This is a genomic window from Bacillus sp. C28GYM-DRY-1 (genome assembly GCF_030519405.1).
GTDB classification, from domain to species: Bacteria; Bacillota; Bacilli; order Bacillales; family Bacillaceae; genus Bacillus; species Bacillus spizizenii_A.
Map to the genome: position 1 here is coordinate 1 of NZ_JAUMKF010000023.1, position 13,718 is coordinate 13,718.

The window sequence follows — 13,718 nt, forward strand, 5'->3', positions numbered from 1 at the left end:
TCAGGGAGCAAGCTCCCATCTGTCCGCTCGACTTGCATGTATTAGGCACGCCGCCAGCGTTCGTCCTGAGCCAGGATCAAACTCTCCGATAAAATGGATCACAGGTTAAGTTCACCGCATCCTGCGGCGACACCTGTGTGACCTGCGTCATGCAGGCCTTAGTTTGACTGACTACGCACATCGCTGTGCGATTTTTATAAAAAATGAATTAACAGGTACGTTTTGTCTTGTTTAGTTTTCAAAGATCATTTTATCCACTTCGTTCAAGCGACTTTATTATTATAACTCGTTGACTCAGTGAAGTCAATAACTTTTTTTGAAGTTCTTTTTTCGTTATCGCCTTGTTTAGCGGCAACGAATAATAATATACCACCTTGCAAATAATAGTGCAATAGTTTTTTTGAAGAAATACTTAGGAATTTAAAAAGAGCGGCATCCCTTCATAGAGAAAGGATGCCGCTCTTCTTTATTAGCGTTGTCTCATCTGTGGGAATAACAATACATCGCGAATAGAAGGAGCATTGGTCAGCAGCATAACAAGACGGTCGATACCGATGCCTAAACCTCCTGTTGGCGGCATACCGTACTCCAAAGCTTCAACAAAGTCTTCATCCATTAGATGAGCTTCATCGTTACCAGCTTCACGCTCTTTTAATTGCGCTTCAAAGCGTTCTCTTTGATCAATTGGATCATTTAGCTCTGTAAACGCGTTTGCATGTTCACGGCCTACGATAAACAGTTCAAAACGATCTGTAAAGCGCGGGTCCTCTGGGTTTTTCTTAGCTAGAGGAGAGATTTCTACAGGATGTCCGTAAATAAACGTTGGCTGAATAAGAGTTTCTTCAATTTTTTGTTCGAAGAATTCGTTGATGATATGGCCTACTGTCATGGAATCTTTAATTTCTACGCCATGTTCTTTTGCATATTCACGAGCCTGCTCAACAGTAACCTCTTCCCAGAAATCAACGCCAGTCGCTTCTTTGACCGCGTCAACCATATGGATTCTTTTCCACTCAGGTTTAAGGTCGATTTGTTCTTCGCCGTATTGGATCGTAGTTGTTCCAAGCACTTCTTGAGCGATATGAGCGACAAGGTTTTCAGTTAAGCTCATGATATCTTTATAGTCCGCATACGCTTCATATAACTCAATCATCGTGAATTCAGGATTATGGCGTGTAGAGACACCTTCATTACGGAACACACGGCCAATTTCATATACTTTTTCTAATCCGCCGACAATTAGGCGTTTTAGGTGCAATTCGATTGCAATACGCATGTAAAGTGGAATATCTAACGCATTGTGGTGAGTGATAAACGGACGTGCAGAAGCTCCTCCAGGAATGCTGTGCATTGTCGGTGTTTCTACTTCTAAGTATCCGTGATCATCAAGGTATCTTCTCATAGCTTGAATGATCTTGCTTCGTGCGATGAACGTATGTTTGCTGTCTGGATTTACGATAAGATCCAGGTAGCGCTGGCGGTAGCGCTGCTCAACATCTTTCAAACCATGGTATTTGTCAGGAAGCGGACGAAGCGCTTTTGTCAGCAATTCAAAAGAAGTTGCTTTAACAGACAATTCGCCTACATTTGTTTTGAAGACTTTACCGGTTACACCGATAAGATCACCGAGGTCAGAAGACTTGAAGATTTCATATTGGGCGTCACCGACACTGTCTTTTCTTACGTAGATTTGGATTTGGCCTTCTAAGTCCTGAAGATGTGCAAATCCGGCTTTTCCTTTGCCGCGTTTTGTCATCATACGGCCTGCAATTGTGACTTCAATCGCTTTTTCTTCTAACTCTTCTTTGGTTAGATCTTGATATGCTGAAATAACTTCCTGAGACTGATGAGTTCTTTCAAACCGTGCGCCGAACGGATCGATGCCGTTATCTCTCAACTGGTTCATTTTATCGCGTCTGACTTGCAGCTGGTCGTTTAATTCTTCATGGTTATGCTCTTCTTGACTCATTGTTATCACTCCATTACAGATATTGTTTCATGAAAAAAGCAGAAAAACTGCCAGCGCAAAACTGGCAGTGAGCAGCAAATAGAGGTGAGTATTATCCTACTTTTGCGTTTTGAAGCTCTTTTGCCTCAACTTCAACAGTAAATGCATCTAAAAGCTGCACAAACTCTTCTCTTGTCTCGCAATGATTGATTTCATTACGAACATTCGCATTGCCTCTTACGCCTTTCAGATACCATGCAGCGTGCTTTCTCATTTCTCTTACCGCTACGTTTTCACCTTTTAAGTTAATCAGGCGGTCAAGATGCAGTTTGCATACCGCCATTTTTTCACGTACTTGCGGCTCTTCTTTTAATTCACCTGTTTCAAGGTACTGAACAGTACGGTAAATCATCCACGGATTGCCCAATGCAGCGCGTCCGATCATCACACCGTCTACTCCTGTTTCATCGAGCATACGCTTAGCATCCTGTGGCGTCTTAACATCGCCGTTTCCGATAACCGGAATCGAAACTGATTGTTTTACTTCTTTGATGATGTCCCAGTTTGCCGTTCCTTCGTACATCTGCACTCTTGTACGGCCGTGAAGCGCAACTGCTTTTCCGCCCGCACGCTCTACAGCCTTTGCATTTTCCACTGCAAAAATGTGGTCTTCATCCCAGCCCATTCTCATTTTCACTGTGACTGGTTTTTCAACGTAATCCACTACTGCAGAAACCATTTCGTAAATCTTATCAGGATCGAGAAGCCATTTGGCGCCCGCATCACACTTTGTAATCTTTGGTACAGGACATCCCATATTTATATCAATAATATCCGCAGTTGTGTTTTGATCTACAAACTTCGCCGCTTCCACAAGGGTTTCCTTTTTCCCTCCAAAGATTTGAAGGCTGAGCGGTTTTTCACGTTCATCAATGTAAAGCATACCCATGGTTCTTGCATTGTTGTAAAGGATCGCTTTGTCACTGACCATTTCAGCACATACCAATCCAGCTCCGAATTCCTTTACAGTCAATCTGAATGCTGAGTTGCAGACGCCAGCCATAGGAGCAAGAACAACCCTGTTTTTCAGTTGAATATCACCGATTTTAAACATTTTTGACCTCCCTTCATTCGTTATCTTTTTCTGGCGGCGCCAATTCGTCCGCGCTTATATTTAAAACATCTGCTGCACCTTGAATGATGGCAGCTGACGGCAATCGGTTTCCGCGTTCAATTTCGCCGAGAATAGAAACTGATATACCTAACGCTTTTGCAAATCCTTCTTGAGTATAACCTTTCAGCTTTCTGAATGCACGAATTCGTCTACCCCAGATTTCTGCTTCCATACTCTTACACCTTCTTGGTCTGTTTCCGCGCTTGTTGCCCCTTTTTCAACCTGCGGGCAAATCTCCGCAAGCGGCGCAAGGACAAACAAACGCTCATACATTCTCGGATGCGGAACAATTAGTTGCTCTGTTTCAATATTTTCACGATTAAACAGCAAAATGTCAAGGTCTGCCGTCCGCGGTCCCCATCTTACTTCCCTTGTTCTTCCTAATTCATTTTCTATATGCTGCGTCAGCTCAAGGAGTTCAAAAGGGTTCAGCGACGTCTTGATTTCCACAGCCATATTCAAAAATTCATCTTGATCTTCGTACCCGACTGGGGCAGTCTCGTAAATGGACGACACTTTCGTAACTGTCACCCCATCATGCTGATGCAGCAATGCCACAGCTTGCCTTAAATATGTTTCTCTATCTCCAATGTTGGATCCAAGTGCGATATAAGCTATGTTGTTCATGACTTTTTTCTCGTGATTTCAATTGCTACTGATTTATAGTGTCCGGGAATTGGCGGATCTGGCTTAATCACTTTCACAGTACATTGCTGCACCGGCTGAAATTTCTTGAGTACAGTGTCGGCAATACGTTCCGCCAGCGTTTCCACCAATTTCACGGGCTCGCCTTCTACGATATCTTTACATACATGATAGAGCTCAGCATAGTTAATCGTGTGCTCAAGGTCATCTGTTTGTCCGGCTTTGCTTAAATCCAGCTCAGCGGTTAAATCAACTTTAAAGCGCTGCCCCAGCTTGTTTTCTTCTTTAAACACACCGTGGTATCCGTAAAACTCCATTCCTTCTACAAAGACTTTATCCATAGTGAACCCCTCCCTTATTCAACATCGCATCCATCATTTTCGCCATTCTGGCAATTTGTTTCACGTCATGGACCCTGACAATGTCACAGCCTTTTTGAATGCCGAGACACACGGTCGCCCCTGTGCCCTCAGCCCGCTCCTCAGGCGGAAGATCCAGAACTCGCCCGATAAATCTTTTTCGGGAGGTAGCCAGAAGAACCGGATACCCCAGCCCGCTCAAAATCTCGAGTTTGTTCATCACTGCCAAATTATCATGATAGGTTTTCGCAAAACCGATACCTGGATCAAGGATAATATTCCTCTCCTCTACTCCGGCCTCAACAGCGATTTTTACACTTTCCATTAAGTCCGACAGCATATCCGGCAATAAGTCATTGTAATTTCTCTCAGGGCGGTTATGCATGAGAACAATTGGAACATTGTGTTCGGCTGCAACGGAAGCCATCTTCAGATCATGTTTCGCTCCCCAAATATCATTGATGATGGATGCGCCGGCTTTAACAGCTTCATCTGCGACAGAAGCCTTGTACGTATCTATAGAAATCGCCACGCCCAGTTCTTTTGTGATCCGCTCAATCACCGGAATCACTCTGGACATTTCCTCATCCTCTGAGACATATTCAGCGCCAGGCCTTGTCGATTCTCCTCCGATGTCAATGATATGGGCACCGTCATTGATCATCTCTCTCGCGTGCAGGAGCGCCTTGTCCAAGCTGTCATATTTTCCGCCGTCCGAGAAAGAGTCAGGCGTTACGTTTAAAATCCCCATCACCAATGTCTTCTCTTTATACGATAAAGCGCTGGGCTTGGTGTGGATTACTTGTGTTTGGTCTATCGTTTGTTGCGCCATTCTCTTCCTCCCTTTTCATGTTTTTCATGAATCATGTTCTTTATTTCTTTTTTGTATAGCGATTGAAGAGCAGAGGCTGCTTCTCCGCTTCGGCCCGCATAGTCTACTTCTTCTATTTTAGTAAACGGGATGATCTCAAGAACCGAGTTCGTCATCCACGCCTCGTCAGCTGTCAAAAGAGCTTCCAGCTCATATCGGCCCGTTTTGAGTTCAAGTCCCATCTTCTTCGCATTTTCTAAGACAAAACGTCTCGTGACACCGTCGAGAATACCGGTATCAAGCGATGGAGTATAGATGCAGCTGTCTTTTCTCCAGAAAACATTTGATATGATGCCCTCCGCTACAGCTCCATCCTCCGTTAAGAAAATCCCTTCAACAAGGGGATCATTACCGATTTCCCGCTTCGCATACATATTATTTAAATAATGATGAGATTTTAACCGGAACGACCCCTCTGGTGTGTTTCTCCGAACCGATAAAACCTTTCCTGTTTTTTGCAAAGGAAGGCTTTCTGGTTTCAGTTCGTTCATATAGCATAAAACAGTTGGCTTATCGTAAGCTTGGGCAGCAAATCCTTTATCGCTGATTCCGGCTGATATGTCCAGCCTGACGCGGGCATTGCCATCCTTGATCTTATTCAGCCGAAGCAGCTTGTCCAGCATCTCAAGAATCTCATGCTTTGAAACAGTATATTCGATTTGCAGATCCTTAAGTGCGCGTTTAAGCCTTTCTATATGCCAATCAAGCAAAAATGGATAGCCTTCGTAGAGCCTGAAGGTTTCAAAAACACCGATCCCATATAAAAATCCATGGTCAAAAGGAGAAAGAACTGCATCTTTCTCCTCTATATACCGACCGTTAACATATATCATCACGCAATAACTTCCTTGCGGTATGTCTCAATGAAATTTCTGAGCATTTCTTTCCCAAAGGAGGTCATAATAGACTCTGGGTGAAATTGCACGCCCTCAATCGGGAGGTCATTGTGGCGAATGGCCATGATTTCTCCTTCTTTCGTTTGTGCTGTTACTGTAAAACAACTTGGCAGCGTCTCAGATTTTACGATCAGCGAGTGGTAACGAGTCGCGACAAGGGGATTTTTCAAGCCTTCGAAGATTGTCTTGCCGTCATGCTCGATATCCGAAGTTTTCCCGTGCATAAGCCGTTCAGCCCTAATCACGTCGCCGCCAAACACTTGTGCGATGGACTGATGTCCGAGGCATACACCAAAAATGGGGACTTTTCCTGCGAAATGTTTAATTGCTTCAAGGCTGATCCCTGCCTCATCAGGACTGCACGGTCCAGGTGAAATCATCAAAAAATCCGGGGACATCTCTTCGATTTCTTCGATCGTGATGTCGTCATTGCGTTTCACAATCAGTTCTTCCCCAAGCTCACCCAAATACTGAACCAAGTTATACGTGAATGAATCGTAGTTATCAATCATTAAAATCATTTCTCCGCTCACCTCATCTAATTTTTGTCTCTTCTTTGCTCAGCTCTAACGCCTTTTGCATCGCAAAAGCTTTTTTGAATGATTCCCTGTACTCGTGCTTTGGAACGGAATCAATCACAACTCCTGCGCCGGACTGCATAAATGCCTGCCCTCCGGTTGCATAGATGGTACGAATGACGATATTAAACTGCAGATCTTGATTGTATCCAAACCATCCTATAGATCCAGTATAAAGCCCGCGGCGTGTCGGCTCAAGTTCTTCTATAATTTCCATCGTTCTGACTTTGGGAGCACCTGTAATGGTTCCTCCGGGAAATACAGCATGGATAATATCTACGGCATCATACCCATCCTGCAGTTCACCTTGGACGTTAGACACAATATGCATCACATGCGAGTATTTTTCAATCTCCATGAATTCGTTCACACGCACAGACCCGTACCGTGATACTCTTCCTAAATCATTTCGCTCAAGATCAACCAGCATGACATGTTCAGCGCGTTCTTTTTCATTGTGGATTAATTCGTTTGCGAGTGCTTCGTCTTCTTCGTCCGTTTTCCCTCTGGAACGGGTGCCCGCAATCGGTCTCGTCTCTAATAGCTTGCCCTTTTTGCTAACAAGCAGTTCAGGCGATCCGCAAATGATTTGGAAATCAGGTGTTTCTAAATAGGCCATATACGGCGAAGGATTTACTTCCCTCAGGGTCTTGTAAATTTGAAAAGGGTGAACTGACAGCGACTGTGACTGCCTAATTGATAGATTGACTTGAAACACATCTCCGCTGGCAATGTATTGTTTGATTTTCTCTACAGCTTGTGAGAATCCATCCTCGGTAAATGGCGCCGCGAAGGAACCGTCTGTTTCATGCTTCATCTCTCGAGGGACAGCAGGAAGCTCAGTCAGCCACATGCGCTCCAACTCGGATAGCTTCACATCAGCAGAATCGTTATCAGTGTCATGAACATGAGTAATCAGCCACAGAGACTCTTCTTGATGGTCATAAACTGCTATATCATCAAAAACAAGAAAATAAATATCGGGTGTTTCCAGATCATCTAATGAGAGCATTTTAAAATTTTCAATGTAACGTGCGTAATCATAGCTGAGAAACCCGATTGCCCCACCTTGAAAATCCGGGAGCTCGTGATCTGTTTCTGTTTCCAGCGTTTTAAACCAGCTGTGGAAGGCACGTAATGGATCGCCTTCTTTAAACAGCATCTCATCCCCATGCTTAATTGTTGTAATTCCGTCTTTTCCTTTTACAGTCGCAATTGGATCAAGACCGGCTATACTGTATCTGCCGCCTCTTGCACTTTCAAGAAGTACATGCTGTTTTCTGGATTGCGCAAGTTTCTCAAATTGTTGTAAGAATGAGACTTTATGAAAAGGTACTTTTTTGCCTGCCGGTCTGCGTTGTGCCATTTATATCATTCCTCTATTTTCTTTTTTGCTTGTTTTTATTGTAAAGCAATCTTGTTAGTGAAAAAAGTGAATTTCTCTTCCAAGAATAACATTCGTCGCAGACATGGCATATATGATGCATAGACATAAAAAAACTCCCGGCGGACCGAGAGTTTGGTTTTTAATCGAATTGATACAGCGGCGTGCTCAGATAACGTTCGCCGTTACTTGGAATGATGGCCAATACTTTTTTGCCTTTTCCGAGTTTTTTCGCTACTTGAAGAGCCGCATAAATTGCCGCGCCTGATGAGATGCCTCCGAGAATTCCTTCTTCACGTGCAGCTCTACGCGCATATTCGAATGCATCTTCATTCTTCACAGGGAAGATTTCATCATATACTTCAGTATTTAAGATGTCCGGTACAAATCCAGCTCCGATTCCCTGAATTTTATGGGGGCCTGGTTTTCCTCCTGATAGCACTGGAGAATCTGACGGTTCAACAGCGTAAATTTTGATGGAAGGGTATGCTTCCTTCAGAACTTCACCCGCTCCAGTAATCGTTCCGCCTGTACCGATTCCGGCTACAAATGCATCAAGCTGATCATCACCGAATTGCTCAACGATTTCTTTACCCGTTGTTTGGCGGTGAATTTCTGGGTTTGAAGGGTTATTAAACTGCTGCGGCACAAAGTATCCGTGCTTCTCGGCAAGCTCTTCAGCTTTCTTAATGGCGCCTTTCATGCCTTCCGCACCAGGAGTCAGCACTAGCTCAGCACCGTATGCGCGAAGAAGGTTGCGGCGCTCCATGCTCATTGTATCAGGCATAACCAAAATAGCTTTTAACCCTTTAGCAGCAGCAACCATCGCAAGCCCGATTCCAGTATTTCCGCTTGTCGGTTCAATGATTGTATCACCGGCTTTTAATTTTCCTTCTTTTTCAGCGGCTTCAATCATGGCTAAACCGATACGGTCTTTTACACTGCTTCCAGGGTTCATGTATTCAAGCTTTAGATATACATCCGCACTGTTTTCATCTGCAAGGCGATTTAATTTAACGATTGGCGTATTCCCAATTAATTCAGTAATGGAGTTTGCTACACGTACCATTCACGACACCTCAATTTCCGACTATTTGTATTGGTATTATGTATATAATCTATCAATTTCAAAATTTTTTGTCAATCACTTAGTACTTTTTCCCCCATAAAACCAAGATACATCGGCTTCTTCCCAAAGCGTTTTGACTGTGGCTTTTTCACCCAGCTGATCCATTGCGATTTGACGTCTGATTTGATCCTTTACTTCATCATATGAGAATGTTCTTGCCTTCAGTTTTTCTTTCAGCTGGATAACGGCAAAACCGTTACTGACCTTAATTGGTTCGTCCGACCATTCATCCTCTTTTAGTGTTTGTGCTTCTTCAATATATGATGACGGAATGTTGTCTGATGCTTCTGTGACAAAACCTAAATCTCCGCCGTATGGTGATGTATATCTGTCTGTAGACCTTTCGGCCGCGACAGCTTCAAAGCTTGAGCCGCCTTCAAGTTCTTTCAGAACTTTTCTCGCTTCTTCTTCATCTTTTACAACGATATGCCGAATTCGATACGAATCATCAAACTGATACAGTTCTTTATTTTTATCATAGAATGATTTCAGTTCTTTGCTTGGGATATCAATATCCCTGGTTAACAATTCTTCAAGAAGGATATTATAACGAATTTGATCTTTCCACTCTTTCTCAGTTGTATGTTCGTCTTCGTAAAAGGAATTGTTGACCGCTTTAATCAACAAAAACTCACGATCAATTTCGTTTTTAGACACTTTGAGGTTGTTCTTTTTGGCTAGCTGCTCAACGACTCGGACATTGATCATATCTTCAAGTGTCGACTTTCCATATCGGTCTTCCATTTCTTTCAGCCATTCTTCTCTTATCACGCTTTTGCCACCGATGGTCGCAATAGACTCACCGGACGGCGATGCGCCTACTTGGGATTTCGTCAGCGTATACGCAACAGAAATACAGCAAACCAACAGCCCTCCTAAAATAATGGTCCAGATTGTTCTTGATTTCAAATCTGTTTTCAGCCCCTTTTTTCAAATTCAAAAAACCCGCTAAAGAGCTTAGCGGGTAGTTTGGTCACGAAGCCCTTCCAGCTCTTCTTTTGTAAATAAGTACTTTTCATTACAAAAATGGCATACTGCTTCGGCTTGTCCATCTTCTTCTATCATATCTTGAATTTCTTTTTTGCCTAGACCTAAAATGGCTGTTTCGAAACGTTCTTTTGAACAAGGACAATGGAATTTAACAGGCATCGTTTCCAAAATCTCAGGTTTCTCGCCTAGGACTTCTTCTAATATTTCTTCTGGTGTCAAACCTTTTTGAATGAGCTTAGAAATTGGCTCTACTTGAGATAGACGCTGTTCAATTTTTGTGATGGTTTCATCATCTGTTCCCGGCATCAGCTGAATAATAAAACCTCCTGCCGCAAGAATGGTATTGTCAGGATTCACGAGCACACCAACGCCCACTGATGAAGGAACCTGTTCAGATGACACAAGATAGTAAGTGAAATCATCACCTAATTCTCCTGAAACAATTTCTACTTGTCCTGTGAAGAACTCGCGCAAACCTAAATCTTTTACAACACTTAACGTTCCGCTAGTTCCAACTGCACGTCTGACATCAAGCTTGCCTTGTTCATTTAAATCAAAATGAACTTGCGGGTTAGAGACGTATGCTCTGACTTCCCCTTTTGCATTGGCATCAGCTACAATTGCTCCGATCGGGCCTCCACCCTCTACTTTCACTGTCAGCTTATCATCGCCCTTCAGCATAGCGCCGAGCATAAGTGAAGCTGTCATTGTACGGCCCAGTGCAGCGGATGCTGTCGGCCACGTACCATGGCGTCTTTGCCCTTCATTTACCATATCAGTTGTTCTGGCTGCATAAGCGCGAACTTTTCCATCATACGCAAGTGCTTTTACTAAATAATCCATTACAAAACCTCCTATACACTTCCTACGCGGTTTCGTTCATAAATCAATTCCAGCCCTTTTAGGGTTAGGAATGGATCAACGATATCTATACAATCTGATTCATTTGCAATGAGCGGCGCAAGGCCTCCTGTCGCAATGACCTTTGGTTCCTGTTTCGCCTGCCATTTCATTCTCTTGACAATTCCTTCCACTTGACCGACATAGCCAAATAAAATCCCAGATTGCATCGCGCTTACAGTGTTTTTTCCGATAATATTGTCAGGCCGGGTGATTTCGATACGCGGAAGCTTTGCCGCACGCGAATAAAGCGCCTCTGTCGAAATCGTGATGCCAGGAGCAATTGCCCCGCCCATGTATTGTTTGTTTTCATCAATATAGCAGTACGTTGTGGCAGTTCCGAAATCAACAACTATTAATGGATTGCCGTATAAGTGTATCGCAGCAACAGCATTTACGATCCTGTCTGCTCCTACTTCTTTCGGATTGTCATATTTTATATTTAAACCCGTTTTCATACCCGGACCGACAATTTGCGGTTCGATATGAAAGTATTTTGTGCACATTCTTTCTAACGCAAACATGATTGGCGGCACTACTGAAGAAATAATAATGCCATCTATCTGTTCAAACATAAGCCCGGAATGCTCAAATAAGGAGCGTAAAACCATCCCAAACTCATCTTCTGTTTTATGCCTGCTTGTTTCTATACGCCAGTGATATTCTAATTTTCCATCATGATATACACCAAGTACAGTATTGGTGTTCCCCACATCGATAACCAGTAACAACCTCTATCACCACTCTTGAATAGTTTCTCTACTTTACTTTTTACAAACATTCTACAATACCATACACGATCAGCGGCGCATTTGTAAACAAATCGATACCAGAATTGGATGATCGTAAAAGCCGCAGCCGGGCCCCTGATTTACATAAAAAAACTGCCAGCATCAGCCGGCAGTTTTTAGAGAGAAAGCGAACTACTCTTTTGTATCGTCTTGCTTTTCTTCTGTTTTTGTCAGAATGTTTACTTTCACATCATCGTTCTTTTCATCATCAGAGAAATTGCGCTCAGGCAATGTTCCATGATCGACGAGATGTTTGATTTGTTCAGCGTCAAGCGTTTCTACTTTCAGAAGCGTTTGAGCAATCAATTCAAGCTTGTCACGATTTTCAGTCAGAATTTGTTTCGCGCGCTCATAACATTCTTTGATGATGCGCTGAATTTCCTGATCAATTTCGTAAGCGATTTGATCACTGTAGTTCTGTTCGTTGTTGAAGTCACGTCCTAAGAATACTTGACCGCCCTGAGACTGTCCAAATTGTAACGGTCCCAGTTTTTCTGACATACCGAATTCTGTAACCATGCGTCTTGCGATATTCGTCGCACGCTGGAAGTCATTGTGCGCTCCTGTGCTGACTTCGCCGAAAATAATTTCTTCAGCTACACGTCCGCCCAAGAGGCCGACAATTTTATCAAGCAGCTCCGGCTTTGTCTGGAAGTAACGGTCTTCTCTTGGAAGCATAACTGCATAACCGCCAGCCTGGCCCCGGGGAACAATCGTTACTTTATGGACCATATCAGCCTCATCTAAAACGAGTCCGATAACTGTGTGTCCGCCTTCGTGATAAGCCACGATATTGCGTTCTTTCTTGGAGATGACACGGCTCTTCTTAGCAGGTCCGGCAATTACACGGTCCGTCGCTTCGTCAATATCACGCGCATCGATTTTTTTCTTGTTTTGACGAGCCGCCACAAGTGCAGCTTCATTCAATAGATTTTCTAAGTCGGCGCCTGAGAAACCTGGCGTTCTCATAGCAATTGATTTCAGGTTAACCGTTTCATCCAGCGGCTTGTTTCTCGCATGGACTTTCAATACAGCTTCACGGCCAATGACATCTGGGCGGTCCACTGTGATTTGACGGTCAAAACGTCCCGGACGAAGTAAGGCTGGGTCCAAGATGTCCGCACGGTTCGTCGCAGCAATGATGATGATTCCTTCATTGGCGCTGAACCCGTCCATTTCAACAAGCAATTGGTTAAGCGTCTGTTCACGTTCATCGTGTCCTCCGCCGAGACCAGCTCCACGCTGGCGTCCGACTGCGTCAATTTCATCGATGAAGATCAAACAAGGCGCATTCTTTTTCGCATTTTCAAACAAGTCACGCACACGGGAAGCACCGACACCTACAAACATTTCAACGAAATCAGATCCGCTGATGCTAAAGAAAGGTACGCCGGCTTCACCCGCACAAGCTTTTGCCAGCAATGTTTTACCGGTTCCCGGAGGCCCGACTAAAAGCACGCCTTTTGGTATTCTCGCACCAAGCTCAGCAAACTTGCGGGGATCCTTCAGAAATTCAACAACTTCAACGAGTTCTTGCTTTTCTTCGTCAGCCCCTGCAACGTCTTTAAATTTGACGCGTTTCTTTTCCTCTGTATACAACTTCGCCTTGCTCTTACCAAAGTTCATGACACGGCTGCCGCCGCCTTGAGCCTGATTGAGCAGGAAGAAAAACAGAATAAAGATAATGACAAACGGGATGATGGTCGTCAGAAATGTCACCCATCCGCTTGTTTCTTGAGCGGGCTCAACCTTCACATCTGTCTTTTTCAAAGCATTAAATATCTGGTCTGCTCCCTTTCCTTCAGGAACATGAGACAAAAAGTATTGATCTTTGTCGTAGTTTTTCAGCTGCCCTTTTACCTCATAAACACCTCTGACAGGCTGAACCGATACGCTATCAACTTTCCCGTCATCCAGGTTTTTGATAAACGTACTGTACGACATATTTTCTGTTTTCGGATTTGAGGTCTGGAAGTAGCTCACAACCCCGATGACTACTAATAAAATAAGTAAATAAAAAATGGTATTACGGAAGACCCGATTCATTCCTTAC

At 43.7% G+C, this 13,718-nt stretch carries 14 protein-coding genes and 1 rRNA gene; all 15 read right to left on the reverse strand.

The window, feature by feature from the left end:
• A 16S ribosomal RNA gene (locus Q3W56_RS17515) occupies positions 1-92 on the reverse strand; the annotation flags it as partial.
• 377 nt (positions 93-469) lie between these two features.
• Positions 470-1,969 carry a lysine--tRNA ligase gene (gene lysS, locus Q3W56_RS17520; RefSeq protein WP_019713039.1) on the reverse strand — a complete coding sequence of 500 codons (1,500 nt, stop codon included), beginning with the start codon at positions 1,967-1,969 and terminating at the stop codon, positions 470-472.
• 91 nt (positions 1,970-2,060) lie between these two features.
• On the reverse strand, positions 2,061-3,062 hold the full coding sequence (dusB, locus tag Q3W56_RS17525; RefSeq protein ID WP_302896322.1) for a tRNA dihydrouridine synthase DusB: 1,002 nt from the start codon (positions 3,060-3,062) through the stop codon (positions 2,061-2,063).
• Positions 3,063-3,075: 13 nt separating this feature from the next.
• Positions 3,076-3,294, reverse strand: coding sequence for a helix-turn-helix domain-containing protein (locus Q3W56_RS17530; protein WP_003218406.1), 219 nt, complete (start codon positions 3,292-3,294; stop codon positions 3,076-3,078).
• On the reverse strand, positions 3,246-3,749 hold the full coding sequence (gene folK, locus Q3W56_RS17535) for a 2-amino-4-hydroxy-6-hydroxymethyldihydropteridine diphosphokinase (protein ID WP_302896323.1): 504 nt from the start codon (positions 3,747-3,749) through the stop codon (positions 3,246-3,248). Before folK ends, Q3W56_RS17530 begins: the two co-directional genes overlap by 49 nt.
• Complete coding sequence (gene folB, locus Q3W56_RS17540) at positions 3,746-4,108, reverse strand: dihydroneopterin aldolase (protein ID WP_166854513.1); 363 nt, start codon at positions 4,106-4,108, stop codon at positions 3,746-3,748. Before folB ends, folK begins: the two co-directional genes overlap by 4 nt.
• Complete coding sequence (gene folP, locus Q3W56_RS17545; protein WP_302896324.1) at positions 4,101-4,958, reverse strand: dihydropteroate synthase; 858 nt, start codon at positions 4,956-4,958, stop codon at positions 4,101-4,103. The genes folB and folP overlap by 8 nt, the downstream gene beginning before the upstream one ends.
• Positions 4,940-5,830: an aminodeoxychorismate lyase gene (pabC, locus tag Q3W56_RS17550; protein ID WP_302896346.1), complete on the reverse strand. Its 891-nt coding sequence runs from the start codon at positions 5,828-5,830 to the stop codon at positions 4,940-4,942. The genes folP and pabC overlap by 19 nt, the downstream gene beginning before the upstream one ends.
• Complete coding sequence (gene pabA / locus Q3W56_RS17555) at positions 5,830-6,414, reverse strand: aminodeoxychorismate/anthranilate synthase component II (protein WP_302896325.1); 585 nt, start codon at positions 6,412-6,414, stop codon at positions 5,830-5,832. The genes pabC and pabA overlap by 1 nt, the downstream gene beginning before the upstream one ends.
• Before the next feature lie 13 nt (positions 6,415-6,427).
• On the reverse strand, positions 6,428-7,837 hold the full coding sequence (locus Q3W56_RS17560) for an anthranilate synthase component I family protein (RefSeq protein WP_019713031.1): 1,410 nt from the start codon (positions 7,835-7,837) through the stop codon (positions 6,428-6,430).
• A 160-nt stretch (positions 7,838-7,997) separates the two neighbouring features.
• Entirely contained in the window at positions 7,998-8,924 is a 927-nt protein-coding gene (cysK, locus tag Q3W56_RS17565; protein WP_019713030.1) for a cysteine synthase A, read from the reverse strand.
• 75 nt (positions 8,925-8,999) lie between these two features.
• Complete coding sequence (locus tag Q3W56_RS17570; RefSeq protein WP_302896326.1) at positions 9,000-9,893, reverse strand: peptidyl-prolyl cis-trans isomerase; 894 nt, start codon at positions 9,891-9,893, stop codon at positions 9,000-9,002.
• A gap of 48 nt (positions 9,894-9,941) precedes the next feature.
• Positions 9,942-10,817 carry a redox-regulated molecular chaperone HslO gene (hslO, locus tag Q3W56_RS17575; protein ID WP_019713028.1) on the reverse strand — a complete coding sequence of 292 codons (876 nt, stop codon included), beginning with the start codon at positions 10,815-10,817 and terminating at the stop codon, positions 9,942-9,944.
• Between the two features lie 11 nt (positions 10,818-10,828).
• Positions 10,829-11,605: a type III pantothenate kinase gene (locus Q3W56_RS17580; RefSeq protein WP_019713027.1), complete on the reverse strand. Its 777-nt coding sequence runs from the start codon at positions 11,603-11,605 to the stop codon at positions 10,829-10,831.
• Between the two features lie 192 nt (positions 11,606-11,797).
• Positions 11,798-13,711, reverse strand: a complete 1,914-nt coding sequence (ftsH, locus tag Q3W56_RS17585; RefSeq protein WP_019713026.1) for an ATP-dependent zinc metalloprotease FtsH — start codon at positions 13,709-13,711, stop codon at positions 11,798-11,800.
• Positions 13,712-13,718: the final 7 nt, after the last annotated feature.

What these genes read in the sequence shown, in the direction of transcription:
- cysK (WP_019713030.1), bottom strand. Translation starts at nt 8,924, where the DNA reads ATGGTACGTGTAGCAAACTCCATTACTGAATTAATTGGGAATACGCCA.
- ftsH (WP_019713026.1), bottom strand. Translation starts at nt 13,711, where the DNA reads ATGAATCGGGTCTTCCGTAATACCATTTTTTATTTACTTATTTTATTA.
- folB (WP_166854513.1), bottom strand. Translation starts at nt 4,108, where the DNA reads ATGGATAAAGTCTTTGTAGAAGGAATGGAGTTTTACGGATACCACGGT.
- hslO (WP_019713028.1), bottom strand. Translation starts at nt 10,817, where the DNA reads ATGGATTATTTAGTAAAAGCACTTGCGTATGATGGAAAAGTTCGCGCT.
- lysS (WP_019713039.1), bottom strand. Translation starts at nt 1,969, where the DNA reads ATGAGTCAAGAAGAGCATAACCATGAAGAATTAAACGACCAGCTGCAA.
- folP (WP_302896324.1), bottom strand. Translation starts at nt 4,958, where the DNA reads ATGGCGCAACAAACGATAGACCAAACACAAGTAATCCACACCAAGCCC.
- pabC (WP_302896346.1), bottom strand. Translation starts at nt 5,830, where the DNA reads ATGATATATGTTAACGGTCGGTATATAGAGGAGAAAGATGCAGTTCTT.
- folK (WP_302896323.1), bottom strand. Translation starts at nt 3,749, where the DNA reads ATGAACAACATAGCTTATATCGCACTTGGATCCAACATTGGAGATAGA.
- dusB (WP_302896322.1), bottom strand. Translation starts at nt 3,062, where the DNA reads ATGTTTAAAATCGGTGATATTCAACTGAAAAACAGGGTTGTTCTTGCT.
- pabA (WP_302896325.1), bottom strand. Translation starts at nt 6,414, where the DNA reads ATGATTTTAATGATTGATAACTACGATTCATTCACGTATAACTTGGTT.
- Q3W56_RS17530 (WP_003218406.1), bottom strand. Translation starts at nt 3,294, where the DNA reads ATGGAAGCAGAAATCTGGGGTAGACGAATTCGTGCATTCAGAAAGCTG.
- Q3W56_RS17560 (WP_019713031.1), bottom strand. Translation starts at nt 7,837, where the DNA reads ATGGCACAACGCAGACCGGCAGGCAAAAAAGTACCTTTTCATAAAGTC.